This window comes from Zunongwangia sp. SCSIO 43204, from assembly GCF_019904275.1.
Lineage (GTDB): Bacteria > Bacteroidota > Bacteroidia > Flavobacteriales > Flavobacteriaceae > Zunongwangia > Zunongwangia mangrovi.
The window spans coordinates 3,923,750-3,949,107 of the sequence record NZ_CP063204.1; the positions used below are offsets into that span (position 1 = coordinate 3,923,750).

Sequence of the window (25,358 nt, forward strand, 5' to 3'; positions counted from 1 at the left end):
GGATTTTTAATTTTTAGCGAGCTCCCCTTTTTTCTGAAGTCCGCTTTCTAACCAGTTAATATATTCTGAAGCTTTTGGCGTATAACCAGTTGGCTCATTTAGCAGATTAAAATCACTATCTAAAAGCACATAAAACGGCTGTGAATTATTTTTAAAATTTAAGGTTTGGAAGGTCGCCCATTTATCTCCAATCGTCTTAATTTTCTTAATGCTACCGTCTGGGCGCTCATAATTAAACTGTTTATCTTCTGGCAATTCTTCTTTATCATCTACATAAAGTGATACCAAAATATAATCGTTTTTAAGAAGGTTGTACACTTTAGGATCTGTCCATACTTGTTCTTCCATTTTACGACAATTTACACAAGCCCAACCCGTAAAATCTATAATTATAGGTTTCCCCTGTTCTTTTGCTGCAGCCACACCTTCTTCAAAATCATGATAACTTTCTAATCCCATTGGGCCGCTGGTATCTTTATCGTACAAGCTATAAAAACTTGGTGGTGGGAAACCACTAAGTAATTTTAAATTTGAATACGAAGTATTGGTAAGCCCCGGAATTAAATAAAGAACAAATAGCAGACTTATGATTCCAAGACCAAATCTTGCTTTGCTGATCTTTTGTTTTGGGCCATCATGCGGAAAACGAATTAAACCGAAAAGATATAAGGTTAATCCAATACCCAAAACGATCCAAATTCCTAAGAAAACCTCTCTTTTTAAAAGTCCCCAGTGATCTACAAGATCTGCATTCGATAAAAATTTAAAGGCTAAAGCCAGTTCTATAAAACCCAATACAACTTTCACTGAATTTAACCATCCACCACTTTTTGGCAATGAATTTAACCAGTTTGGGAATAACGCAAATAATGCAAATGGTAAAGCTAAGGCTAAACCAAAACCACCCATCCCGATGGAAAGCAAAGTTGCGCCCCCATCACTACTTAAAGAACCTCCTAGCAGGGATCCTAAAATTGGCCCTGTACATGAAAAGGAAACAATTGCTAACGTGATCGCCATAAAGAAAATACCGATAATACCGCCAATACTGCTGGCTTTATCATCGAGTTTATTTCCCCAGGAACTTGGTAAAGTAATTTCGTAATACCCGAAAAAAGAGAAGGCAAAAACGATGAATATCACAAAAAATATCACGTTTAGCGTAACGTTGGTTGAAATATTATTCAGCAACTCTGGGTTTACACTATCCAGTAAATGAAATGGTAAACTTAAAAGCAGGTAAATTAAAAAGATAAAGAAACCATACAATATGGCATTAGTAACGCCTTTAGAGCGTGTTTGTGCTCCTTTGGTAAAGAAAGATACTGTAAGCGGAATCATTGGGAAAACACATGGCGTTAGCAAAGCGATTAAACCACCTATAAATCCTAAAAAGAAAATGCTTAAAAATGAAGATTCTTCTTCCTCTGTTTCGTAACCTTCCCATCCCTGGACTTTAATATCTAATTGCTGTGCTAAGCTTTGATCCTCTTCTTCTACAGTTAAATCTGTAAATCCCTGTGTAACTTCGTTACTTCCCAGAGAAATAGTAAAACGTTCGGTTTCCGGCGGTAAACATTGCTTATCATCACAAACAGAATAATATACTTCAGCAATAACCTGTGTATCTTCAGGATTTGTAACTTTTATTTTCTGAGTAAATTCAGCTTCCTCTTCAAAGTAAGTAATATCAGCTTCAAAAACCTCATCATAAACCGGCTCAACTTCCGGCTCTAAAGTTTCTCCAATAAGCTCGTAACCTCCTTCTTCAGCATTAAAAGTGAACTGTGTTGGGATTGGAGCGATATCCATTTCTACTTCCTTTTGAGAGTACAGATGCCATTTTCCCTCCAATTCGGCTTTAATTTTAATAATATAAATACTGTCATTCTCTTTTTCGAAAGAAGCTTCCCAGGTCACCGGGTTTTCAAACTGTCCGCCTCCGCCAGTCATTGTTGGATCGAAAACCTGGGCTTTTATGGGTAATAAAGAAAGAAATAATAAGCTTAATGCTATAAATTTTTTCATTGATGAAATGTGATTTTTAATATGGGTTGATTTTCGGATGTTATCGCAAATCGATTATCTGCACGCCAGTTAACGATCCAGACGATCTTATCGCCAGAGGTCATTAGCCAGGTATTTTCTTTTTGCGGCAAAGATAATTTATTGTCCTTAAAAAAGTCGCTTACTTTCTTTCGACCTTTCATACCGAATGGATGAAAGCTATCCCCTTCCTGCCAGCGTCGCAGTTTTAAAGGATATTCCAGCTTATTAGCATTTACATAAATTATATGCCGATTGGTTTCCTGAATTGCTGAAACCTTATGGAAACTAAAAGCTGCATTGGGAAGCATAAAATTCTCCTCATTTTCAGCAATTTCGTAGGTTTCTTTTAAATGGGACTGATCTATTCTGGTTAAAATAAGCTCATCACGATCTTTTACCAGTCGATGAGTATTCGAAAAAACCATTTTACCAGATTGGGCATCCAGCAAATTGTAAACATCGTTCCACTCGGTAAAACCAAATGTTTTTAAAAGTTGATATAAAACGGCCTTGGTATGTGGTAAACGCTGCAAAAAAAGTACATCGAAAGAATATCCAAAATCGACTTTTTTGACTGCTTTTTTATAGATCAGCTCGGTATAATCTTCAACTAGATCCAGTTGCTGGCGCAGGTATTCCTGAGTGTTTTTAAAGCCATCTAAAAAATTTGGATTCATTTTTTCAAAAAGCGGAATTACCTGATGCCTTATTTTATTCCGAAGGTATTTTGTAGAAGCATTGCTGCTATCTTCTCGCCACAAAATTTGATTTTCACGGGCGAAATTTTCAATTTCTTCCCGACTAAATTTTAATAATGGACGTAAAATTTTATCATTTTCAGCTTTGATTCCCGCTAGACCTTCTGGCCCGGTACTTCTCACAAAATTAATAAGAAAAGTTTCTAAAGAATCATTGGCATGGTGCGCTACCAAAACATAATCAGCAGCTTCAGCGATTCGTAATTCTTCAAACCATCGATAACGTAGTTCCCTGGCTGCCATTTGTATAGAAAGCTTGTGATCTTCAGCAAAAGAAGTGGTATTAAAATGCTGAATATGGACTTTTATCCCAAGATTTTGTGCTGCCCTTACCACAAACTCCTCGTCACCATCACTTTCGTTATTTCTTAGATTAAAATTACAGTGGGCAACAGCAACATCTAATTTTGCCTTTTTACAAAGATGCATCAAAACCATACTATCTACACCACCACTTACTGCAAGGATCAACTTGGCATTCACCAAATTTGGGAAGCTCGATTTTATATGATTTTTAAAGGCTTTTTCCATAAAAATCAAAGATACAAAATTCGATAAGCTACAATTTTAAAGTTTGCTGTTTTTGAGCCCAAGATTGGCTTAATCCCTCATTAGGCATTAAAAAAAGTTTTTCCTATTTAATATTCTTAAGCTTACGCCTAAATTCTTAATTTAAAATTCAAAAAAAATACTTATCTTTGACGTTAGTAACGTAATGCAGAATATTTTTGATTAAATCGTTTACAGATAAAGAAGCAGAGAAAATTTGGATTGGAATACCTTCCAAAAAACTCCCTCCAAAAATTCAAAATGTTACGCGAAGAAAATTAAGAATGATTAATAATGCTCAAACTATAAATGATTTAAGAATTCCACCTGCGAATCATTTGGAAAAACTAAGCGGAAATTTAGAAGGATTTTATAGTATTAGAATTAACAAGCAATGGAGAGTGATTTTTAAATGGAATAATGACAATGCTTTTGAAGTAAATATTATTGATTATCACTAAAATCGAAAAAATGAACAAATTAAATAATATACATCCAGGTGAAATATTAAAGGAAGAGTTTCTAGATCCTTTAGAAATCACTGCTTATAGACTTTCTAAAGAAACCTTTATTCCGCAAACAAGAATTAGCGAGATTATTAATCGTAAAAGAAGAATTACTGCAGATACTGCATTACGTTTTTCTAAATTCTTTGGAACTTCTGCCAAATTCTGGTTAGGACTACAGGACGACTATGATTTAGAAGAAGAAAAAAATCTGAAAGATCAAGAATTTAATAATATTAAACCTCTTGAGAACAGTGCAGCATAAACCTTGCTAAACATTCTCTTCCAAAACCTTTCGCATCGCCCTTGCTTTCACCATGCACTCTTCGTATTCCTTATCTGGTTTGGATTGGGCGGTAATTGCTCCTCCAACCGAGAATGATGCATATTTATTTTCTAAATTATAAAGAATACTTCGAATTACCACGTTAAAATCGAAATCTGCTGCCGGTGTAAAATAGCCAATCGCACCACTGTACAAGCCACGTTTGGTTTCTTCCAAATCTTCGATAATTTTCATTGCTGAAATTTTTGGAGCACCCGTCATACTTCCCATAGGGAACGTACTTTCTAACACATCAACGGCGGCAATATCGTCCTGAAGCTCTGCTGAAATTGTTGAAATTAACTGGTGTACCTGCTTAAAAGAATACACCTCGCATAATTCTTCAACTTTTACGCTTCCTTTTTTTGCGGTCCTGGAAAGATCATTTCTTACCAGATCTGCGATCATTATATTTTCAGAACGCTCCTTTAGATCTTCGGTGAGATTTTGGACATTTTCAGCATCAATTTTTGGATTGGCATGTCTAGCTGCAGTTCCTTTTATAGGTTGAGAAACCACTTTATTTCCTATCTTCTGAATATAACGTTCTGGTGACGCGCACATCGCGTGGTAGTTTTCGAGCTTTACAAAACTGGCAAAAGGCGGATTAGAAATCGTATTAAGCGCATTAAAAACCTGCAAAGGCTCTAAATCGACGTTTTCAGCATAAAATTCCTGACAAAAATTAGCTTCGTAAATATCCCCACGATGAATATGCTTCAACATATTTCCGATTTTCTGAAGATATTCTTCTTTAGAAAGTCGGGATTGTATTAGAGTCGATTTTTGAGGTTTTTGAGCTGTTTTTTCAGGAATTACAATATCGTTGATCTCTATAAAATCCAGATCTATTTCATCATCAACTACACGTAAATATTGCACTTCAAGCTGATTCCCTTTCAGCAAAAACAATTTTTGAGGCTGAAAGAAATAAAGTTCCGGAAAATCGAGTCCGTCGTAATTTTTACTCTTTAGATTTTCGGTATCATTTTTAAGATCGTAGGATAGATATCCCAAAATCCAATCGGCCGTAGTTTCCTGATATTCCTTTAATTTATCAAAAGCTTCTACAGCATCGGTTTTGATAGCCGTAAAAGCTTCTACTGCTAAAATTGCATCGTATTGCCGGTATTTATCTGGATACTCGTTACTATCCAGCCAAACAACTTCTCTAAAACCAGAAGCCCAGCTTAGCAATTTTTGCTTAAATAAATTTACATTAGAAAGTTCAAAAATCTTGTTACTCCGCACACTTAAGAAGTTTGTTGTGCAAAAGTATTTAATTTTGAATCAATTTCTTTTTCTAATTCAGGATTTACTACAATTCCGTTTTCAAAATTATCGTAAAAACTAGGGAAACTAAGGGTCTCCACTACTTCACCTCCAAAAATGGTGAACGCTGTTTTTGCGTATTTTAAAGAAGCTGCTGCACCACCCTGTCCAGGAGAAGCCGCTGCCAAAAATATTTTTTTACCGGCTAAAAACTGGTGTTTATAACGTGAAGTCCAATCGATCAGGTTTTTAAAATATGCAGATAAACTCCCATTATGCTCATTAATCGTGATAATTAAAGCATCATATTGTTCGATTTCTTTAGCAAATTTTTCAGCGTTTTCAGGAATTCCCTGTTCTTTTTCTACGTCCTCGCCATAAAACGGAAGATCGTAATCTAAAACATTAATATCTTTCCTGTTATAATCTGAAGGTAAACGATTCATCAGGTCGTTCAGCAATTGGACATTTATTGATGAACTACTGTTAGATCCTGCAAATCCTAATATATTTTTCATTATAAATTTTTATGCAAAACTAAGATTTTCCGAGGTTTAGAGCAATTGTTTCTCAAAGAAACATTCTATCGAAAACATAAGAAATCTTTATATTTTTAAAATGCTGAAAAAAATGGAAGAGATGTTATCTTTATACTGAATAAAATCAGACGAAAATAAATCACGATGTATATTTTAAAGAACGACCAGTTAGAAATAGGAATTCAGCATAACGGAGCCGAATTATGCAGTATAAAAAACCTTGAAAATAATAAAGAATATATGTGGCAGGCAGATCCTGAAATTTGGGGAAGCCACGCACCAAACTTATTTCCTGTAATTGGCGCTTTAAAAGGCAATCAGATAAAATATGAAGGTAAATTTTACGATATGCCAAGACACGGATTTATACGCCACAATGAAAATCTTGAAGTAAAAAACCAAACGGAAACTTCGATTACCTTCAGTATAAAAAGTAACGAAGAATTACGTAAAATCTATCCATTTGAATTTGAATTCGAGCTTAGTTTCACCTTAAAAGATAAGTCTGTTGAAGTAAATCACCTTGTAAAAAATCTGGATACAAAGTCTATTTATTTTCAGATCGGCGGGCATCCAGCCTTTAATGCGCCACTTTTTGAAGGCGAAACTTATGAAGATTATTATCTGGAATTCGATCAAGATCTCACTCTAGAAACTTACCTTTTAGGAGAAAGCGGCTTAGTAAGTGATAATACCAAAACGATCATTGAAAATTCAGATAGAATACAGCTTACCAAAGATCTTTTTAATAATGACGCTTTAATTTTTAAAAATATAACTTCAAAAAATGTAAGCTTAAAAAGTAAAAATCATGGATCGATATTAAGCGTTTCTTACGATGATTTTAAAAATCTGGGAGTTTGGGCAAAACCTGGTGCGCCTTATGTTTGTATTGAACCCTGGCTGGGAATTGCTGATGTAGAAGGTACAGATCAAAACTTTAAAACCAAAGAAGGAATTATTGAACTAGAGACTGGCAAAGATTACAGTGCAACTTACACCATTACAATAGCATAATTTTTAAAATAAGTAGACTAAAACATCGATTCTCAAACAAATTATAGATTTAAAAGTAATTCTTTGAGAATCATAGCCTACCTTTGCAAAAAATTAAACCTCCCGTTGTGAGTTTTCAAGATCTTAATTTAAATACACCTTTACGCAATGCGCTGGAAGATATGGGCTTCCAAAAACCAACACCAATCCAGGAACAGGCATTTGCACCTGTGATGTCTGGAAAAGATGTTGTGGGGATCGCCCAAACCGGTACCGGTAAAACTTTTGCCTATTTATTACCCTTGCTTAGGATGCTAAAATATTCTACGCAAAAAAATCCACGTATTTTGATCATGGTTCCAACAAGGGAACTGGTTGTGCAGGTTACCGAGGAAATCGACAAACTTGCTAAATACATTAATTTAAGAGTAGCCGGGATTTATGGTGGTGTAAATATAAATACACAGCAACAAGAATTACAACGTGGTTTAGATGTCGTTGTTGCTACACCAAGAAGACTTTACGATCTTGTTTTAAGACGTGCCATTCAGCTAAAATCGATTCAGAAATTTGTGATCGATGAAGTTGATGTGATGCTGGATCTTGGTTTTAAATTTCAGGTGCATAATATTATCGAATTGCTACCACCAAATAGGCAAAGTATTATGTTTTCTGCAACAATGACCGAGGTTGTTGAGCAAATGATCGACGAGAATTTTAAAGCTCCAGAGAAAATTTCGATCGCAGTGAGTGGTACTCCGTTAGATAATATCGAGCAACAAGGCTATATTTTGCCTAATTTCAATACAAAAGCGAATCTTTTAAAGCATCTTTTCAGTGATAAAGAAACCTTTAAAAAGATGCTTATTTTTATTTCAGATAAGCGTATTGCCGATCGATTATTTGAAAGTTTAGGTAAAAAATTTCCAGGGGAAGTCAGTTTAGTGCATACAGGTAAAAGTCAGAATTACCGATTAAAAAACGTTGAAGATTTTGATGAAGGTTTAACCCGAATTATGATCGCTACAGATGTGATGGCGCGTGGTTTAGATCTTAATGCTGTTTCGCACGTTATTAACTTTGATACGCCAAATTATCCTGAAAATTATATGCATAGAATTGGGCGAACAGGACGTGCTGAGAAAAAAGGACATTCTATTCTTTTTACTACTGAAAAAGAACTGGATTATCTAAAAGCCATCGAGGAATTGATGAAAATGGAAGTTCCAAAAATGGAAATTCCTGAAGAAGTTAAGATCTCAAATGAATTAATTCCTGAAGAGCGTCCAAGAGCCATAGAAATTAATAATCCTAGCAAATTGACCGAAGAAGCTGGCCCTGCTTTTCACGAGAAAAAAGAAAAGAATAAAAAGGTAAATCTTGGTGGTTCTTATCGTAGAGAAATTGCTAAGAAATATAAAAAGCCAAAAACACGAGGCGATAAAAATGCCAATCGTAGGCGTAAAAAATAAAGGAAAAAAGGAGCAAAATAGCTCCTTTTTTTATTCAATCTAAGTTTAAAACTTTAGCTTCTGTTCAATTTCTTAGCCGCCTTTGCAGCTCGCTTCTCTTTTAAGCTTAAAACCGCTTCTTTTTTAACCGAATTTTTAGCTGGTGACTTTGCTTTTGCCATAATCTTTAAAATTAGGATTAACCTATTAAAGATAGTCATTCCTTCAATACAAAATTGAAAATTCTAAAGGTCAAAATGCTAAAATTTAAGCGGAATTTTAAGTAAGACAGAATATTCATTTTTGCTTGTAGAAAGCTCTAAATCATAAGCTTCCCCATAAATATACTGAAGCCTTTTTTGAATATTTTCAAGACCAATTCCTGAATTTTGATCTAAAATTTCCTTTTGCTTGGGCACCGAATTTTTCAGAAAAAACACAAGCTGATTTTCGATAATTTCGAGCTTCATTTTTATTTTTAGGATTCCTTCAGAAGATTTGCCATGTTTGAATGAATTTTCCAGAAATGGCAGAAATAGCATTGGCGGAATCTCAATATTCGATGAAAATTCAGCAATATTTATTTCAGCAATTAATTGTTCTCCAAACCGTAATTTTTCTAACTCGATATAATCTTTTAAATGCTGAATTTCGCGCTCCAACGGCACCTTATTCTTCTTGGTTTCGTATAAAATATAATCCAGCAAATCGGCTAATTTTAAGATCATATCTGGCGCCGAATCCTTTTTAGTAAGTGCCAAGCCATAAATGGTATTTAAGGTATTGAACAAAAAATGAGGATGAATTTGCATCTTTAAATACTGTAACTCCTGAATCTTAAGCTGTAATTCGTTTTCTAGCAGGGTATTTTTTAGCTCCTCGTTTTTATTCAAAGTTTTAAAATAAGATTTGGTAAGACTTAAGCCGCAACCTAAGACGATTACCAGGTAAACCGCAAAATATATAAAGGTTAAACCTTTAGAAACCGGGTAACTTCCCTCCCATTGCAATCCAAACACCAGTAAATAGCCATAAAAAGCCGAAAAAATGATTAAGGAAGCTGAAATTACTAAAGCATAAAATGAATAAAGTCCGAATAAAAAATACTTTCGTTTAGATAGATATTTTGGGATTAAGGTGTAGGAAAAAATATAAGTTGTGCCAATTGTAACCGGCATCAATGCAATTGAAAATCGAGCCGATAACCACAAATCTGAATCGTCTATCGCAAAAAAGAACATATAAAAGAAAAGCACTGCTACCCAAAATAAGCTGTGTAGCAGTAGTTTCTTAAATATCTTTATGGTCAATTTTAGTAACATTAATTTACAAATATGGCAAGAATGATCTGGTAAGATCAACTTTTGCGACCAACTACAAAAAAGCTTGGCTTTTCTACAAGTTTAGCGATAATTGTACTTAAAAATATATCTTTAGTGTAGAAAAGAAGCTAAAACCTGTAATCTATCGCAAAGTGAATTTTTTGAAGCTAAAAGGTTGGTAAGTTTGCTTCATCAATCTTTAAAAAAATAATTATGTACCTAGTATTACTGTATCAAAGTCGTGGTTTTTTTGGCCAACTAGCCGACAGAATGAACGAGGGCGGTCCTTTTGCGATGTGGACCATCCTTATTTGCTTCTTAATTACTATAGGACTTATCGCCTTTGCTGCCACAAAATTATCGCAAGATCATCTTTTTAAAAAAACGCTCAGTTTAATTCATCATATTGGCTTATTTGCACTGGTAAGCGGACTTCTTTTTCAGTTTCTTGGTTTAATACAAATGTTCGATGCAATAGAATCCTGGGGAAATGTTTCTACTGAAATGCTGGCTGGTGGATTAAAAGTAACTTTACTTACTATTATTTTTGGCACTGTAACTTTTCTGGTTGGCAGGCTGGGAATCATTATTTTAACAGCCATAAAAAAGTGATGTATGCTGAAATTGATTAATTTTAAAAAGCATTAATTCTGTATAAATGGCGGCACCCATTAATTGTATTCTTGTAGACGACGAACCTGTTGCGTTGGATATTATGGAAAGTCATCTATCTAAAATTGAAGACATCAATATTCTAGCACGTTGCAGTAACGCTACTGAAGCTTTTAATGTAATTAGCAAAGAGAACATCCATTTGATCTTTTTAGATATTAATATGCCGGGAATTTCTGGAATTTCTTTTGCCAGATCGATCAATAAAGACCTACAGATCATTTTCACCACTGCTTATCGAGAATATGCGGTAGATGGTTTTGATTTGCACGCAGCAGATTATTTATTAAAACCTATTTCTTTTGAGCGATTACTGGATGCGATAAATAATTACCGAAAAAATCATTCAGAAAAAGAAATCACGAAAATCGCTGAAAAAGAAGCCGAATTTATTTTTGTAAAAATAGATCGCCAAATGGTGAAAATCGATTTTGAAGAATTGCTTTATATCGAAAGCTATGCTGATTATTTAAAAATTCACCTGTTAACTGATACGAAAATCACCAGAGAAACTATTACAGCGATTGAAGAGAAGTTACCTAGTTCTAAATTTTTAAGAACGCATCGCTCTTTTATTGTTTCGATCCCAAAAATTGAATCTTATACCAATGAGCAGGTGGTGGTAAGACAAAAATCGATACCAATAAGCCGAAGTTTTAAAGAACAGGTTTTAGAAAAGTTGGCTGAATATCATTAAAAAAAGACTGTAAAAACATGCAAAATCTCATTCTAAAACAATCAATATTTCCCTATTGAATTTTACTCAGATTAATCAGGCTTTTAATTTACTTCCTAAACCAATTAAAAAGCCAAAACCTTATAATTTCTGAGTCAGTTTAGAATGAAAAAAGGCAGCCAGTTGGCTGCCTTTTAATTTATATCAAGTTGTCTCGTCCTGAAATAAGTTGACACAAATTCGACTTATTTATGAAACATACAGAAAGATCTGGGAAGAAACGTACTCAGCGTGATTACAATTTAGGCTTTAAATTGGCCGTTGTATCTCAGGTAGAAAAGGGCGAAATGACTTATAAACAAGCCCAAAAAGCTTATGGTATCCAAGGCAGGAGTACTGTTTTGGTTTGGTTACGCAGACACGGTACCTTAGACTGGAATAAACCAAAGTCAAGACTTACCTGTAACACAATGAAAGAAACACCTGCTCAAAAGATCAAGAGGCTAGAAAAAGAGCTATCAGATGAGAAGCTTAAGAATAAGATTCTCAACACGATGATCGATATCTCAGATCAACAATATGGAACTTCTATTCGAAAAAAGCATTTGCCCAATCAATCCAACGAATCCGGCAAGAACACCGACTAAGCCTGTCACGTTGTTGCAGATTGTTTGGGATAAGCAGACAGGCTGTCTATCAAGCAGAAAAGCGAAAAAATATAAGAGCTGATGAACTTGACTTGATAAAACCACTGATTTTAAGGGTGCGCCGGCAAATGCCAAGGCTGGGTACTCGTAAACTGTATTATTTGCTCAAGGTTGAATTTGAAAGGATCGGAGTCAAAATAGGCAGGGATGCGCTATTTGATTATCTCAAGTCAGAATCAATGCTTATAAAACCAAAAAAGAATTACACAAAGACAACAGATTCTAGGCATTGGCTAAAAAAACACCCTAACCTGATGAAAGATGTTACGCCCGTAAGACCGGAGCAATACTTTGTAAGCGATATTACTTACATCAAGAGTAGAGAAAGAACTCACTATCTTTCCTTGGTGACAGATGCCTTTAGCAGAAAAATAATGGGCTACCACCTAAGTGATGATATGAGTGCAGAGAATGTAGTTAAAGCAATGAAAATGGCTAATAAAAGAAGAACTACATTAAGCGAGGTAATACACCATTCTGACACAGGCTTGCAGTATTGCTCCTCGTTGTATCAAACTCAATTGAAGCGATCAAATGCTATACCTTCAATGACAGATGGGTATGACTGCTATCAAAATGCGTTAGCAGAACGAATTAACGGGATATTAAAGGGAGAGTTCTTGATAAACAAATGCAATACAGGTAAAGAACTCAGCCTGCTGGTTCAACAGTCAATAAAAACATATAACAATCATAGACCACATCTAAGCCTTAGCTACAAAACACCTAATTTTATACACAACAAAAAATCCCGTGAAGCTAGCTTCACGGGATTGATTTAAACTTTTAAAAACTGTCAACCTATTTTAGGACGACTCAAAGTAATTATAAATATGTTCTTACATGCCTGTTTACCGGGATACATTTTGGCCCAATAACCGGCCAAGTACCATCTGCGTTAGCGCATTGATCATATTCTGTAATAACTGTACAAGTATTACAGTTTCCAAATTTTACTGAACTATCAAATTCTACGCTATTCCATCTTCCAAACATCCCGTAAGCATTGTTATCATTAACCGAACTTGGAGTAGTAGTAACAAAATTTAAATTGCCTCTAGCCCAACCAGATTGATTAGACTGTGTGCCTGGCCATTTAAATCTACCATAATTACTAGAATCAGAATGTTCTGGCTGCACATTTGCACCAGGCCCAGCAAATCTTATATTAGTATTAGGAGGCTCAGAAAATGTTACTTCACCTTCGTTATAAAATATAGAATTAGGATCCATAACTATTTGCTTTAATTTCATCACACTATAATTTTGAATTCGACCAGTTGGCTCAAAAGTAATACTTCCATTGGGTACATTATAATTACCCGTATTTATAATTGTTCCATGTAACCTAAACCAGTTTTCCATGATGAGCGTCCCACAATTGGAAAAGAAACTTTCTTCAGTATCTCCATAGTTTGACTTCAGAATCATTTGTCCTTCATTTTTCATATGAAGTGTGGGATCATTTGAATATAAACCATCGGCATGAAAAACACCGTAATTTTCAAATTTATTAGGACCTTCTATACCGTAAGTAAGGTGCCCTACCATAGTCAGTTCAGCATCTTCATAATTATAGAATTCAAGTTTACATCTTTCGCTACTCATTTGCCCTCCAACGTTTAACTTCCCGGTATTGTATAAATAATTTAATTTACTACTTTCCCCCCAATCGAAATTTCTATCAATCTTGATAGCCCCCGAATTATTTAAATTTAAAGTAGCTTCATTAGATAAAGCAATTTCTCCTTTGGAAACAATTATACCTTGATTAATAAAATTTGAAGCTCCTGAACCTAAATGTATATGGGATGTTAAATTTACCTCAGCATTTTTAGAATTAGTAAAATCAAAATTTTCAATTCCTGATTTTAAAGAAAACAAACTTAGGTAATAAGAACCATGATTATTAATTATAATATTTTCTGTGTGCTCGAATGTTAGATTACCTATCTCAATTTTATTTAAATTATCAATCAAAGCTTCTTTTTTTGAGTATATATTAAAATTACTGGATTTTAAAACGCCCTCATTATTTAATCTAAAATATTGAGAAGAATTATTAACCGTTAAATTACCTGCTCTAAAATTCCCAAAATTATTAATCATGACGCTTTCACTCGAATTAACATTTACGGTGTTGTAATCAAAATTACCACCTTCTTCTATGGTCAAATTAAAAAATTTTCCATTTATGTCTAAATCTCCCCAGCGCGGTTTCATTACGCCACCGTTTGCTATGGTAATTTCAAAACTTGACGGAATATCACCCGCAAAAATAAAAGATGCATTTTCACCTATATTTATATTTACGTTTTCATTAGTATTTCCTTTGAGATCATTTGTAGTGAATATTGAGTTTGCGGAAAGACAGATCGATGTATTGTTCTGAAAAGTGATTCCATCCCATTCTATAGTAACATTTCCTTTTATGCAATAATTCTGATTCGCTAGAAATGTATATGAGCTACGATGTATGTTTTCTAGAATAATTGTTGATGGATCATCACAATCACATTGTCCCAAAACTGAATATACCGAAAATAAAATCAGAAAAAGACTGAATAGTTTTTTCATAATTGTTTGCTGAAATTATTTTACAACCAGTACTACATTGATGAAAGAACAGGCAGTGGCATTACCTACAACATCATACCTCATAATTCCATCATCACTAATATCATGGATATCCAAAACTGTTTCGTCATAAGCTGTTACATGATATTCTAAATCATCTTTTTCAAAATAAGGAATAGAGGATCCAGGATTAGAGGATACTAAAGGATTAGAAAACTGTGATCTATATTCTTCATATAAATCTATAGATAGGTTATTAGCTTCACTTTGTGTATTAATATTTATACTTGGAAGGTAAAAAAACCTTGAAGCGGTTTCGGTACGAATACACATCCAATCTGGAGTTTCTGGCGTACCTACCTGCTGGCTTAGACATTTACGTGTAGTATCATACACTAATAAGCCTGTAGCTGGACGAAGAATCGCATCTCTTTGGGATGTCGTCATCCTTGGGATAAGAACTCCTCCAGAGGTACTTTCTACATCTAAAGCTGAAGTTTCATCTGGACTTGATGTCCCTATTCCTACCTGAGAAAAACATAAGCTAACATTAAGAAAGAAAAGGAAAAAAAGGAAACTTTTAATAGAGCAAATTGATTTCATTTTAGGATAGTTTGCAAAATTTGATGCAATACTAGTACAATACTTTCGTCCATGAAAAAAAAACCGACAAGCTTCATAATAAAGTCGTTAAAACGAATTAGTAAAGAAAAAACTTAAAAATTAAAACATTTATTTTCTTAAAAGCCCTGTTTAAAATGATCAAACAGGGCTTTGTAAATAAGATAAATTTTGACTGAAAAACTTATACGTGCAACGCGCGATTATCTGTAGCAGCCAATGCAGCTTCTTTTACAGCTTCAGCAAAAGTTGGATGCGCATGGCTCATTCTCGAGATATCTTCAGCAGAAGCACGGAATTCCATTGCGGTTACCGCTTCAGCAATAAGATCTGCAGTACGAGCACCAATCATGTGAACCCCAAGTACCTCATCGGTCTTTTCGTCTGCCAGAATTTTCACCATTCCGTCGATATCTCCACTAGCTCTGGAACGACCTAAGGCACGCATTGGGAATTTTCCCTCTTTATATTTTACACCTTCTTCTTTTAATTGCTCTTCAGTTTTACCTACAGAGGCAACTTCTGGCCATGTATAAACAACGCCAGGAATTAGGTTATAATCAATATGAGGTTTTTGTCCGGCAATGGTTTCAGCAACAAAAGTTCCTTCTTCTTCAGCTTTATGAGCCAGCATTACTCCCTTAACAACATCTCCAATAGCGTAAATATTATCTACATTAGTTTGTAAATGATCATTAACTTTTACGCGACCTTTATCATCTAATTCTACACCAGCAGCCTCTGCATTAAGTCCGTCTGTGAAAGGACGACGACCTACAGAAACCAGGCAGTAATCTCCTTTAAGTTCTACTTCCTTATCTTTCTTGTCATCTGCCTTTACGATAATTTCCTCACCATCGCGCTCTACAGATTTCACCTTAGTTTTTGTGTAGAACTTAACGCCCTGTTTCTTTAGAACTTTAGTTAATTCTTTAGAAAGTGCGCTATCCATCGTTGGGATAATACGATCCATAAATTCTACTACAGATACATCTGCACCAAGACGGCTATATACCTGCCCTAATTCTAAACCAATAACTCCACCTCCAATGATGATTAAATGCTTCGGAATTTCTTTTAGTTTTAAAGCTTCGGTAGAAGTAATTACGCGTTCTTTATCTAACTCGATAAACGGAAGGTTTGCCGGTTTACTACCTGTAGCTATGATCGTTTTCTTAGCTTCGATAGTTTCGGTTTCACCATCATTCTTTTCGATATTGATATGAGTTTTGTCTTTAAAAGATCCAACTCCTTCAAAAACATCAATTTTGTTCTTATCCATCAGGAATTTCACGCCATCACAGGTTTGGCTAACCACAGAGGCTTTACGCTCCATCATTTTTTCAAGATTCATTTTAACTTCTCCTGAAATTTCAATTCCGTGATCCTCAAAATGTTTTACAGCATCATGGTAGTGATGTGAAGAATCTAAAAGGGCTTTACTTGGGATACAACCTACGTTTAAACATGTTCCACCAAGAGTAGAATATTTTTCTATGATCGCAGTTTTCATTCCCAGTTGAGCGCAGCGTATGGCTGCCACGTATCCACCCGGGCCAGAACCTATAACTGCAACATCATATGTACTCATAACAATAAGTTTTTATATTGATTTTTTAACAATACTTACAAAAGTACGACTATTCTCTTAACCACCAATGCGCACTAAAAGGCTTTCTAAACTTTTAAGAAAACCGAAATTTCAAACGATATTGTTAATAATCCTTCGACATTATTTGAATTTTGCGGGTATTTATTCGATTTAAAATCACTACCGAAGCACTAAGCCTTGCATACTTTTATCTAAAATCGTAACATTACAAGCGAAAATTTAATCTAAGCTAAACTTTTATATATCCTGAAAAAACATCTTCGATCTTTCGAATATTAGTTTTTAGGACACAAACTCTCTTGAACTGAATGGAAAACCACACTACGCAAGCTGAAGAAAACGTCGACAAAAAAGAATTGAGTATATGGGCAGCACTTATTCCTGTAGTTGCGCTTATTATCATGCTTGGTTTTAATGTTTTGGTAGTTTTTGGCGATGATGCATTAAGTGGTTCTAATCAGTTCATACTTCTTTTGGGTGGTGCTGTAGCTGCAATTGTTGGATACTTTCATAAAGTGAAATTCGACACCATGATCGATGAAGTTGCCAAAAATATCCAGAGTACAGCTGGAGCGATCTTAATTCTTTTAATGGTTGGAGCCTTAGCCGGGACCTGGCTTATTAGTGGTATTATCCCAACAATGATCTATTATGGATTACAAATTTTAAATCCTACTATATTTCTGGCTGCGACCGTAATTATATGTTCTGTAATTTCCATAGCGACAGGAAGTAGCTGGACAACCTCTGCAACCGTAGGTATTGCACTTGTTGGAATTGCAGATGCTTTGGGTATTCCACTGGGAATGACGGCCGGGGCGATTCTTTCTGGAGCTTATTTTGGTGATAAAATGTCTCCATTAAGTGATACCACAAATCTTGCACCTGCAATGGCCGGTACAGATCTTTTCACGCATATTCGTTATATGGCGATCACCACGGTACCTACGATCATTGTTACTTTGATCATTTTTATAATTATCGGTCTTAATCTGGACACCAGTGGATCTACAGATACAACTTCTATTTTAAATGCGATAGATGCTTCATTTAATATCACTCCTTGGTTATTTGTAGTACCGGCTTTAGTGATCTTTTTGATCGTTAGAAAAACCTCTCCTCTTATTGCGCTGTTAGTAGGAACACTTTTAGGTGCTGTTGCAGCATTAATCTTTCAACCAAATATTATTCTCGAAATTAGCGGAAGTGACGAACTGACTTTTGTTAGTGCTTATCGCGGAATTATGGATGCTATCACCGTAGATACTGCAATTGAAACTGAATCTGCTGCGCTTAACGATCTTTTTGCATCAAGCGGAATGGCAGGAATGCTTGGTACCATCTGGTTAATTATTTGTGCGATGGTTTTTGGTGGAATTATGGATGCCATTGGTGCATTAGCCAGAATAAGCAGGGCGCTACTAAATCTTTTTGATAGCGTTTTTGGGCTTTTTGCCAGCACCGTAGTAAGCTGTCTTGCGCTTAATGTTACCGCATCAGACCAGTATTTGGCAATTGTTGTACCAGGAAAAATGTTTGCAAAAGCTTATAAAGACAAAGGTCTGGCTCCAGAGAATCTTAGTAGAACCTTAGAGGATTCAGGAACGGTAACTTCAGTATTAATCCCTTGGAATACTTGTGGTGCTTATCACAGTGGTGTTCTTGGTGTACCTGTTCTTTCTTATATTGGGTACAGTTTCTTCAACTATCTGAGTCCGTTTATGACCTTATTATTCGCCGCCTTCAGAATAAAGATCAAAGAGCTAGGTAGCTCTGCAACTACACGTACAGCGTAGCTTTCCGAAGAAAATAGAATTACCCTATAAGAATATTCTTTAGCAATAATCAAATTCTATCACAGTATAAAAATTAAGAATTTGAATTCTATGGAGACGCCGTACTCTTAGACTATATTTGCATTGTAATTAAGAAAAGAAAGTAAAACCCAAAAACAACAACATATGTCTATTGTAGGTAAAAAATTTCCAAACCTAAGCGTTAACGCAATGAATGACTTAGGAGATACATTTAAAGTAAATGTATTAGAAGAAGCTCAAAAAAATAATAAAAAAGTTCTTTTATTCTGGTATCCTAAAGATTTCACTTTTGTATGCCCAACAGAATTACATGCTTTTCAGGCTGCTTTAGAAGAGTTTGAGAAAAGAAATGTAATGGTAATTGGTGCTTCTTGTGATACTCCAGAAGTTCACTTTGCGTGGTTAAACACTCCTAAAGATGATGGTGGGATTGAAGGAGTAACTTACCCAATCTTAGCAGATTCTAATCGTAACTTAAGTTCTCGTCTTGGAATTTTAGATATTACCGGTGAGTCTTATGATGAAGAAACTGGAGATGTAACTTTAGAAGGCGATAATGTAACCTATAGAGCTACTTATTTAATCGACGAAGAAGGTACTGTATTCCATGAAGGAGTTAACCACATGCCACTTGGACGTAACGTACAAGAATTCATTAGACTAATCGATGCCTATACTCACGTACAGAAAAATGGTGAGGTTTGCCCAGCAAACTGGGAAGAAGGTAAAGATGCAATGAAAGCCGATAGAAAAGGTGTTTCAGATTACTTGAGCTTAAACTAAGAAGCTTTTCATCTCAGTTATTGAGATATCTTACAGATTAAGAAAAATTGTAAACTCCGGGATTTCTTTCCCGGGGTCTTAATACCCCTAGATGGGAAAAAATTGCTATGATGAAGACATTAGACCAAGATAACTTAAACGAAATTGTTTCCAATAATGAGACTGTAGTAGTACAGTACATGGCTGGATGGTGTGGTAACTGTAGACTTATGAAACCGAAATTCAAAAAACTTTCGGGAGAAAATGAGAATGCAGAATTTATTTTAGTTGATGCTGAAAAGTATCCAGAGAGTAGAAAGCTGGCTAACGTAAATAACTTGCCAACTTTTGCCACTTTCAAAAATGGAGAATTTGTAAACCAAGTTCAAACGAACAAGTTTGACGTATTAAAAGACTTAGTAAATGAAGTTACCAGTAATTAAACACTTGCAAAGAAATAATGAAGCAGATAAGCTTCAGGCAACTGTAGATGTTCTGGAAAGCTTTACTGAACATAGATCTGTTTCTGAAGAAGAAATGGATGTAGTTGGTGAGTTAATCACGAACATATGTGGAGCTATAGAAGTTCACAGATTGGTAAGCGAAGAAGGAATGAAAGATACAGATGCAGCAAACGCATTCGTGAAAAAAGTTTTAGGATCTATAGATCAATAAAACTTACAAATATAAAGATAGAAACGGGTTAATTGTTAAAACAGTTAACCCGTTTTTGTTTTATGATAATTTTAGTATCACTCCATTGCAAATAGTCTAAATTTATCTTGACTAATCCTTAACCAATTATTTTGCTATGTCTGAAATATCGTTTAAAGGCGAAAGAGTGATTACTTATGGAGATCTGCCTGCGATTGGTGAAAAAGCGCCACATTTTGATCTTATAAAAACCAACCTGTCTAAAGCCAAATTAGAAGATTTTAAAGGGAAAAGAGTTATCCTGAATATTTTCCCTAGTATCGATACCGGTGTGTGTGCAACTTCTGTTAGAAATTTTAATGAAAGAGCAACCGAATTAGATAATACCGTAGTCCTTTGTATTTCCAGAGATCTACCATTTGCACAAAAAAGATTTGTAAATGACGAAGGTTTAAAAAATGTTATTAACTTGTCTGACTTTAAAGAACGTGAGTTTGGGAAAGATTACGGGGTAGAAATGATCACCGGGCCTTTAGAAGGTTTACTTTCTCGAGTTGTAATTGTTCTGGATGAAAATTTAAATGTAATCCATGCTCAGCAAGTTAAGGATATTGCCGAAGAACCAAATTATCTTGCTGCGCTAAAAACGCTTTTGTAAGATGAAAGATAGTTTCCTAGGGAAACGTATTCGCGGTGGTGGCTATGCTCTTAAAGGAGCATGGTTACTTATAAAAAATGAACCCAGCATACAGGTACAATTTGCCATTTCTATCGTTGTAACTGTTGCCGGGTTTTATTTTGGTATTACTAAAACCGAATGGATGTTTCAGTGCATCGCTGTTGGAATGGTAATGAGTGCTGAAGGGCTAAATACCGCTATCGAAGCCATTGCAGATTTTGTGCATCCAGATTTTCATCAAAAAATAGGTCATATTAAAGATGTTGCTGCCGGCGCCGTTTGTATAGCTGCGTTCATCGCAATTATCATTGGCTGTATTATTTATATTCCTTATTTACAGGCATTATAGATCTTTCATGTAAACTACTACATTGAGATAAGCCCGTTAGGCATTTGTTTAAAATTTTTCAATAGTTCGAGGCAACCTCAGAGCATTCAATCTCGATCATCGAGTTAAATTTGTTTTAAAGTACTTCAGCCACTTACCTACACTTGCAGATCTTCTTAACTTCAGGAAAATTCATGCTATGAAAAAAATTCCTGCGCTATTTTTACTATTTTCAGTAATTCTAAACCTCAATGCCCAAGAGATAAAAGAGCTTGGCTTGATGCTCGAAAATTATGAATATCCTTATCCGGTTTCGTTTTATCATTTTAATGCACAAAAAAATGATTATAAAATGGCCTATATGTATATTCAGCCAGAAAACGATAACGGAAAAACAGTAACATTACTTCACGGAAAAAACTTTAATGGCGCATATTGGGAAACCACGATCGACGCCCTAACCACAGAAGGTTTCAATGTTTTGGTGCCCGATCAATTAGGCTTCGGGAAGTCTAGCAAACCAGAACATTTTCAGTATGCTTTTCAGCAATTGGCAGAAAACACCAAAGGATTAATCGATTCTCTAGGAATTAAAGAAACTACAATTTTAGGCCATTCCATGGGAGGAATGCTTGCTACACGTTTCACTTTAATGTATCCTGAAGTCACTAAAAACCTGGTTTTGGTAAATCCCATTGGTCTAGAAGACTGGAAACTTAAAGTCCCTTATCAAAGCGTAAACGATTGGTATAAAAATGAAATCGGTAAAACCTACGAAGACATTAAAAATTATCAAAAAGAGAGCTATTATGCAGGCGATTGGAATCAAGATTATGCAAAATGGGCAAAACTTTTAGCCTGATGGACGCTTAATGAAGATTACGATCGCATTGCATGGAATTCTGCATTAACCTATGATATGATCTTCACCCAACCTGTTGTTTACGAATTTAGTGAAATTAATGTTCCTACTTTATTGATCATTGGTACCAGAGATCGTACCGCACTGGGAAAAAATTTAGTCTCAAAACAGGTAAAATCGACCATGGGATTATATGACAAGTTAGGAAAATCTACTCAGGATAAAATACCAAATGCCCAGCTAGTTGAAATACCAGATACAGGGCATCTACCACATATCGAGGTATTCGATAAGTTTATAACCCCACTTCTCGAATATCTAGAAAAGTAAACTACCACGAAGTAAGCCCACGAGGCATTCGCTGGACAAAATTTTTAATTTAGAAATAAGCCTCTGGGTATTATAGTCTTTGGCGGTGCCAATAAAGATTAATTACCTGCGTTTTTGTATAAAATCAGCCTCTTTTAAAATTGAATTTTATTTTCTTTATTTTAGAAGAGGCTAATTTGTATTTTTGCCAAAATTCCGAAAAACCACACATGGCCAAAAAGAAAACCAGAACTAAGAAAACTACTAAAAAAACGAAGAAATTCTCTTTAGCGCTTAACAGACATCAAAAGGTGGTTTTGGGCAGTTTTCTTATGCTTTTTGGATTGGCACTTGTAGTGGCGTTTATCTCCTTTTTGTTCAATTGGCAGGCAGATCAAAGTACCTTACAGGAATTTAGTGATCGTAATATCGAAGCAAAGAACTGGTTAAGCAAATTTGGTGCTCTAATTAGCGATTTCTTTATCTACCAGGGATTTGGTGTCGCTTCATTCTCGATTGCCGTTCTTATTACCATCTCTGGTATTTATTTATTCTTTGGAATGGCAGCAAAAAAACTGGCATCTTTCTGGTTTTGGGGAATTTTGGTTATGATTTGGGCATCCATAGTTTTTGGTTTTTTTACAGAGCATTCTATATTAGGAGGAACCATTGGTTATGAAATGAATGATTTTCTTCAGGATTATTTAGGCTTTTTTGGTACGGCACTGCTTCTATTTTTCCTGTTTATCGCATACGCTGCATTACGCCTAAAGCTTACGCCAGAAATGGTTGGTACGTTTGTAAAAACTAAAAAGGACGATATTAATGCTGAATTTAAAGCTGCTAAGGAAGCTTCTGGTCAAAAAATGACCGCCAATGAAACCGATGAAGAACAAGACTGGAAAAAACAATCTGTAAAAACTGAAAAGAAAACACTTCAGGTAGATGATTCGGCTCCAGAAATCGATTTTGAAAACAATCTTTCAGAAGTTAATCCGGCTTCAGAAACCAAGAATACCCCTCAAAAAACTTCCGAAGAAAAAGAAGAAAAGCCAGACGAGCTTGCAATGGAAGTAGAAACCGCTCCTGAAGAAGAGGAAGTAGAGGAAGATAAACTCAGCAAAAAATTAGTCAGTGATTTTGGCGAATTTGATCCTACATTAGAGCTAGGAAATTATAAATTCCCAACCATAGAATTATTGCAGGATTATGGCGGTGGCATTACAATAAATCAAAAAGAGCTTGAGGAAAATAAGAACAAAATTGTAGATACGCTTAAGAACTACAAGATCGAAATTGCTCAAATTAAAGCTACGGTTGGGCCAACGGTAACCTTATACGAAATTGTTCCTGAAGCCGGAATTAGAATTTCTAAGATCAAAAACTTAGAAGATGATATCGCACTTTCATTAGCAGCACTTGGAATTAGAATTATAGCGCCAATCCCAGGAAAAGGGACTATTGGTATAGAAGTGCCTAACAAAAATTCTACCATCGTATCGATGCGATCTGTAATTGCTTCACCCAAATTTCAAGGTGCCGAAATGGAACTGCCAATGGCCTTGGGAAAAACTATTAGTAACGAAACTTTTGTGGTCGATCTTGCCAAAATGCCACACATGCTTATGGCAGGTGCGACAGGACAAGGTAAATCTGTTGGGCTTAACGCGATACTTACTTCCCTACTCTACTCTAAACATCCAGCTGAAGTTAAGTTTGTACTGGTAGATCCTAAGAAGGTAGAATTGACGCTTTTCAATAAAATTGAACGTCATTACTTAGCAAAATTACCAGATACAGATGATGCAATCATCACAGATAACACCAAAGTAATTAATACATTAAACTCTCTTTGTATTGAAATGGACGATCGTTACGAACTACTTAAAGATGCTATGGTTCGTAACATTAAAGAATACAATGTTAAGTTTAAAAACCGAAAATTAAATCCTGAAAACGGACATAAATTTTTACCATACATTGTACTTGTGGTCGATGAGTTTGCAGATTTGATCATGACTGCCGGTAAAGAAGTAGAAACTCCAATAGCGCGTTTAGCTCAGCTTGCTCGTGCTGTAGGAATACATTTAATTATTGCAACGCAGAGACCATCGGTTAACGTAATTACCGGTATTATAAAAGCTAACTTCCCGGCACGTATCGCTTTTAGAGTAACCTCTAAGATCGATTCGAGAACTATTTTAGATGGCCCGGGAGCAGATCAATTAATTGGTCGCGGGGATATGCTCTTTACTCAGGGAAGTTCTATGAAACGTTTGCAGTGTGCTTTTGTAGATACTCCTGAAGTAGATAAAATAACCGAGTTTATTGGATCCCAAAAAGCTTACCCAGATGCGCACATGCTGCCAGCCTACGAAGGCGAGGAAAGTGGCACAGGACTTGATATAGATGTGAGTGAACGCGATAAGCTATTTAGAGAAGCTGCTGAAGTTATTGTAACCGCCCAACAGGGATCGGCTTCTTTACTGCAGCGAAAACTGAAACTTGGTTATAACAGGGCCGGTAGAATTATAGATCAGCTTGAAGCTGCCGGAATTGTAGGACAGTTTGAAGGAAGTAAAGCGAGACAGGTTTTAGTCCCAGATCTTTTAGCTTTAGAGCAATTACTAAACGAAGAACCTAAATAAAGATTTTAAAGTAAAATGAAAAAAGTAGTATTTCTAATACTTGCATGTTTTAGCCTTGGGATACAGGCTCAGAATTCTCAAAAAGCTGAGCAACTTCTAAACGAAGTTTCTAAAAAGGTAAGCAGTTATGACAATATGGTGATCGATTTTAAATATGCTTTGGAGAATACTTCAGAAAATATTCATCAGGAAACTCGTGGCGACGCCAGCATAAAAGGAGACAAATATGTACTAAATTTTATGGGAACCACGCAACTTTTTGATGGTAAAAAAGTATACACGATCATTCCAGAAGACGAAGAGATCAATATCTCAAATTACGTTGCTGAAGACGAAAATAATATCACACCGTCTAAAATGTTCACATTCTATCAAGATGGCTATACATTCGATTGGGACATCACTCAAAACGTGAATGGTAGAACGATTCAGTATGTAAAATTAACACCTATAGATAGCGAAGCTGAAGTGAAAAATATTTTGTTGGGAATCGATAAAGAGACCAAAAATATTTACAATCTTATCCAAACCCAGCCTAACGGAACCAAGATCACGATCACAGTAAAAAGTTTTAAAACAAACCAGTCTCTTGCTCAAAATCTATTTACTTTTGACGAGAGCAGATATAGCAACTATTACATTAATCGTTTAGATTAATCTTACATCT

General features: G+C 35.3%; 23 protein-coding genes and 1 pseudogene. 16 read left to right on the plus strand and 8 right to left on the minus strand.

All coding sequences use genetic code 11. From position 1 onward, the window contains the following. Positions 1 to 6 precede the first annotated feature (6 nt). Together INR75_RS17315 and tilS are read right to left on the minus strand one after the other, a co-directional pair. Entirely contained in the window at positions 7 to 2,028 is a 2,022-nt protein-coding gene (locus INR75_RS17315) for a thioredoxin family protein (protein WP_223089784.1), read from the minus strand. After that, on the minus strand, positions 2,025 to 3,338 hold the full coding sequence (gene tilS, locus INR75_RS17320; protein WP_223089785.1) for a tRNA lysidine(34) synthetase TilS: 1,314 nt from the start codon (positions 3,336 to 3,338) through the stop codon (positions 2,025 to 2,027). The genes INR75_RS17315 and tilS overlap by 4 nt, the downstream gene beginning before the upstream one ends. Before the next feature lie 197 nt (positions 3,339 to 3,535). Here tilS and INR75_RS17325 point away from each other — a divergent pair, with 197 nt between their 5' ends. Continuing rightward, positions 3,536 to 3,817 carry a type II toxin-antitoxin system RelE/ParE family toxin gene (locus INR75_RS17325; RefSeq protein ID WP_223089786.1) on the plus strand — a complete coding sequence of 94 codons (282 nt, stop codon included), beginning with the start codon at positions 3,536 to 3,538 and terminating at the stop codon, positions 3,815 to 3,817. Positions 3,818 to 3,827: 10 nt separating this feature from the next. Then, positions 3,828 to 4,127 (plus strand): HigA family addiction module antitoxin, encoded by a 300-nt coding sequence (locus INR75_RS17330; RefSeq protein WP_223089787.1) that lies wholly within the window; start codon positions 3,828 to 3,830, stop codon positions 4,125 to 4,127. Positions 4,128 to 4,133: 6 nt separating this feature from the next. On the opposite strand, the gene INR75_RS17335 is transcribed toward INR75_RS17330, so the two are convergent. Both INR75_RS17335 and INR75_RS17340 read right to left on the minus strand, forming a co-directional pair. After that, the gene (locus tag INR75_RS17335; protein WP_223089788.1) at positions 4,134 to 5,438 is read right to left on the minus strand and encodes an anthranilate synthase component I family protein; all 1,305 of its coding nucleotides are present in this window, start codon (positions 5,436 to 5,438) and stop codon (positions 4,134 to 4,136) included. 2 nt (positions 5,439 to 5,440) lie between these two features. Further along, on the minus strand, positions 5,441 to 5,977 hold the full coding sequence (locus tag INR75_RS17340; RefSeq protein ID WP_092542011.1) for an NADPH-dependent FMN reductase: 537 nt from the start codon (positions 5,975 to 5,977) through the stop codon (positions 5,441 to 5,443). A 165-nt stretch (positions 5,978 to 6,142) separates the two neighbouring features. Between INR75_RS17340 and INR75_RS17345 the strand changes: the two genes are divergently transcribed. Next, positions 6,143 to 7,015 (plus strand): aldose 1-epimerase family protein, encoded by an 873-nt coding sequence (locus INR75_RS17345; RefSeq protein ID WP_223089789.1) that lies wholly within the window; start codon positions 6,143 to 6,145, stop codon positions 7,013 to 7,015. A 107-nt stretch (positions 7,016 to 7,122) separates the two neighbouring features. Continuing rightward, positions 7,123 to 8,466, plus strand: coding sequence for a DEAD/DEAH box helicase (locus INR75_RS17350; protein WP_223089790.1), 1,344 nt, complete (start codon positions 7,123 to 7,125; stop codon positions 8,464 to 8,466). A gap of 239 nt (positions 8,467 to 8,705) precedes the next feature. Here the strand turns inward: INR75_RS17350 and INR75_RS17355 are convergent, their stop codons facing one another. Next, a complete protein-coding gene (locus INR75_RS17355; protein ID WP_223089791.1) occupies positions 8,706 to 9,755 on the minus strand; it encodes a sensor histidine kinase in 1,050 nt (349 codons plus the stop codon). Positions 9,756 to 9,980: 225 nt separating this feature from the next. Between INR75_RS17355 and INR75_RS17360 the strand changes: the two genes are divergently transcribed. The 3 genes from INR75_RS17360 to INR75_RS17370 all read left to right on the plus strand — a co-directional run bounded on the left by INR75_RS17360 (position 9,981) and on the right by INR75_RS17370 (position 12,604). Further along, positions 9,981 to 10,379 carry a hypothetical protein gene (locus INR75_RS17360; protein ID WP_223089792.1) on the plus strand — a complete coding sequence of 133 codons (399 nt, stop codon included), beginning with the start codon at positions 9,981 to 9,983 and terminating at the stop codon, positions 10,377 to 10,379. 46 nt (positions 10,380 to 10,425) lie between these two features. Further along, positions 10,426 to 11,136: a LytTR family DNA-binding domain-containing protein gene (locus tag INR75_RS17365; RefSeq protein WP_223089793.1), complete on the plus strand. Its 711-nt coding sequence runs from the start codon at positions 10,426 to 10,428 to the stop codon at positions 11,134 to 11,136. A 230-nt stretch (positions 11,137 to 11,366) separates the two neighbouring features. Further along, a protein-coding gene (locus tag INR75_RS17370; protein ID WP_370629861.1) for an IS3 family transposase occupies positions 11,367 to 12,604 on the plus strand; the annotation gives its coding sequence in 2 pieces (ribosomal slippage) (positions 11,367 to 11,709 and positions 11,709 to 12,604; 1,239 coding nt in all). A 43-nt stretch (positions 12,605 to 12,647) separates the two neighbouring features. Here INR75_RS17370 and INR75_RS17375 read toward each other — a convergent pair. The 3 genes from INR75_RS17375 to lpdA all read right to left on the minus strand — a co-directional run bounded on the left by INR75_RS17375 (position 12,648) and on the right by lpdA (position 16,611). Further along, on the minus strand, positions 12,648 to 14,399 hold the full coding sequence (locus tag INR75_RS17375; protein WP_223089795.1) for a hypothetical protein: 1,752 nt from the start codon (positions 14,397 to 14,399) through the stop codon (positions 12,648 to 12,650). 15 nt (positions 14,400 to 14,414) lie between these two features. Then, positions 14,415 to 15,002 carry a hypothetical protein gene (locus INR75_RS17380; protein WP_255584580.1) on the minus strand — a complete coding sequence of 196 codons (588 nt, stop codon included), beginning with the start codon at positions 15,000 to 15,002 and terminating at the stop codon, positions 14,415 to 14,417. A 202-nt stretch (positions 15,003 to 15,204) separates the two neighbouring features. Beyond that, positions 15,205 to 16,611 carry a dihydrolipoyl dehydrogenase gene (lpdA, locus tag INR75_RS17385; protein ID WP_223089796.1) on the minus strand — a complete coding sequence of 469 codons (1,407 nt, stop codon included), beginning with the start codon at positions 16,609 to 16,611 and terminating at the stop codon, positions 15,205 to 15,207. 329 nt (positions 16,612 to 16,940) lie between these two features. Between lpdA and nhaC the strand changes: the two genes are divergently transcribed. From nhaC to INR75_RS17430, 9 genes and pseudogenes are all read left to right on the plus strand, one after another. Continuing rightward, positions 16,941 to 18,428 carry a Na+/H+ antiporter NhaC gene (gene nhaC, locus INR75_RS17390; protein ID WP_223089797.1) on the plus strand — a complete coding sequence of 496 codons (1,488 nt, stop codon included), beginning with the start codon at positions 16,941 to 16,943 and terminating at the stop codon, positions 18,426 to 18,428. A 165-nt stretch (positions 18,429 to 18,593) separates the two neighbouring features. Next, on the plus strand, positions 18,594 to 19,232 hold the full coding sequence (locus INR75_RS17395; RefSeq protein ID WP_223089798.1) for a peroxiredoxin: 639 nt from the start codon (positions 18,594 to 18,596) through the stop codon (positions 19,230 to 19,232). A 107-nt stretch (positions 19,233 to 19,339) separates the two neighbouring features. Next, the gene (locus INR75_RS17400) at positions 19,340 to 19,654 is read left to right on the plus strand and encodes a thioredoxin family protein (RefSeq protein ID WP_223089799.1); all 315 of its coding nucleotides are present in this window, start codon (positions 19,340 to 19,342) and stop codon (positions 19,652 to 19,654) included. Then, a complete protein-coding gene (locus INR75_RS17405; protein WP_223089800.1) occupies positions 19,635 to 19,886 on the plus strand; it encodes a hypothetical protein in 252 nt (83 codons plus the stop codon). The genes INR75_RS17400 and INR75_RS17405 overlap by 20 nt, the downstream gene beginning before the upstream one ends. Positions 19,887 to 20,022: 136 nt before the next feature. After that, positions 20,023 to 20,523 carry a thiol peroxidase gene (gene tpx, locus INR75_RS17410; RefSeq protein ID WP_223089801.1) on the plus strand — a complete coding sequence of 167 codons (501 nt, stop codon included), beginning with the start codon at positions 20,023 to 20,025 and terminating at the stop codon, positions 20,521 to 20,523. Between the two features lies 1 nt (position 20,524). Beyond that, complete coding sequence (locus INR75_RS17415; protein ID WP_092541993.1) at positions 20,525 to 20,893, plus strand: diacylglycerol kinase family protein; 369 nt, start codon at positions 20,525 to 20,527, stop codon at positions 20,891 to 20,893. A gap of 178 nt (positions 20,894 to 21,071) precedes the next feature. Beyond that, positions 21,072 to 22,064: pseudogene (locus tag INR75_RS17420) on the plus strand (alpha/beta fold hydrolase). Positions 22,065 to 22,273: 209 nt separating this feature from the next. Beyond that, a complete protein-coding gene (locus tag INR75_RS17425; RefSeq protein WP_223089802.1) occupies positions 22,274 to 24,691 on the plus strand; it encodes a DNA translocase FtsK in 2,418 nt (805 codons plus the stop codon). Positions 24,692 to 24,706: 15 nt separating this feature from the next. Next, positions 24,707 to 25,348 carry an outer membrane lipoprotein carrier protein LolA gene (locus INR75_RS17430; RefSeq protein WP_223089803.1) on the plus strand — a complete coding sequence of 214 codons (642 nt, stop codon included), beginning with the start codon at positions 24,707 to 24,709 and terminating at the stop codon, positions 25,346 to 25,348. The last annotated feature ends 10 nt before the right edge of the window (positions 25,349 to 25,358 follow it).

What these genes read in the sequence shown, in the direction of transcription:
- nhaC (WP_223089797.1), top strand. Translation starts at nt 16,941, where the DNA reads ATGGAAAACCACACTACGCAAGCTGAAGAAAACGTCGACAAAAAAGAA.
- INR75_RS17360 (WP_223089792.1), top strand. Translation starts at nt 9,981, where the DNA reads ATGTACCTAGTATTACTGTATCAAAGTCGTGGTTTTTTTGGCCAACTA.
- INR75_RS17430 (WP_223089803.1), top strand. Translation starts at nt 24,707, where the DNA reads ATGAAAAAAGTAGTATTTCTAATACTTGCATGTTTTAGCCTTGGGATA.
- INR75_RS17375 (WP_223089795.1), bottom strand. Translation starts at nt 14,399, where the DNA reads ATGAAAAAACTATTCAGTCTTTTTCTGATTTTATTTTCGGTATATTCA.
- INR75_RS17345 (WP_223089789.1), top strand. Translation starts at nt 6,143, where the DNA reads ATGTATATTTTAAAGAACGACCAGTTAGAAATAGGAATTCAGCATAAC.
- INR75_RS17380 (WP_255584580.1), bottom strand. Translation starts at nt 15,002, where the DNA reads ATGAAATCAATTTGCTCTATTAAAAGTTTCCTTTTTTTCCTTTTCTTT.
- INR75_RS17405 (WP_223089800.1), top strand. Translation starts at nt 19,635, where the DNA reads ATGAAGTTACCAGTAATTAAACACTTGCAAAGAAATAATGAAGCAGAT.
- INR75_RS17340 (WP_092542011.1), bottom strand. Translation starts at nt 5,977, where the DNA reads ATGAAAAATATATTAGGATTTGCAGGATCTAACAGTAGTTCATCAATA.
- INR75_RS17395 (WP_223089798.1), top strand. Translation starts at nt 18,594, where the DNA reads ATGTCTATTGTAGGTAAAAAATTTCCAAACCTAAGCGTTAACGCAATG.
- INR75_RS17315 (WP_223089784.1), bottom strand. Translation starts at nt 2,028, where the DNA reads ATGAAAAAATTTATAGCATTAAGCTTATTATTTCTTTCTTTATTACCC.
- tpx (WP_223089801.1), top strand. Translation starts at nt 20,023, where the DNA reads ATGTCTGAAATATCGTTTAAAGGCGAAAGAGTGATTACTTATGGAGAT.
- lpdA (WP_223089796.1), bottom strand. Translation starts at nt 16,611, where the DNA reads ATGAGTACATATGATGTTGCAGTTATAGGTTCTGGCCCGGGTGGATAC.
- INR75_RS17330 (WP_223089787.1), top strand. Translation starts at nt 3,828, where the DNA reads ATGAACAAATTAAATAATATACATCCAGGTGAAATATTAAAGGAAGAG.
- INR75_RS17400 (WP_223089799.1), top strand. Translation starts at nt 19,340, where the DNA reads ATGATGAAGACATTAGACCAAGATAACTTAAACGAAATTGTTTCCAAT.
- INR75_RS17365 (WP_223089793.1), top strand. Translation starts at nt 10,426, where the DNA reads ATGGCGGCACCCATTAATTGTATTCTTGTAGACGACGAACCTGTTGCG.
- tilS (WP_223089785.1), bottom strand. Translation starts at nt 3,338, where the DNA reads ATGGAAAAAGCCTTTAAAAATCATATAAAATCGAGCTTCCCAAATTTG.
- INR75_RS17425 (WP_223089802.1), top strand. Translation starts at nt 22,274, where the DNA reads ATGGCCAAAAAGAAAACCAGAACTAAGAAAACTACTAAAAAAACGAAG.
- INR75_RS17415 (WP_092541993.1), top strand. Translation starts at nt 20,525, where the DNA reads ATGAAAGATAGTTTCCTAGGGAAACGTATTCGCGGTGGTGGCTATGCT.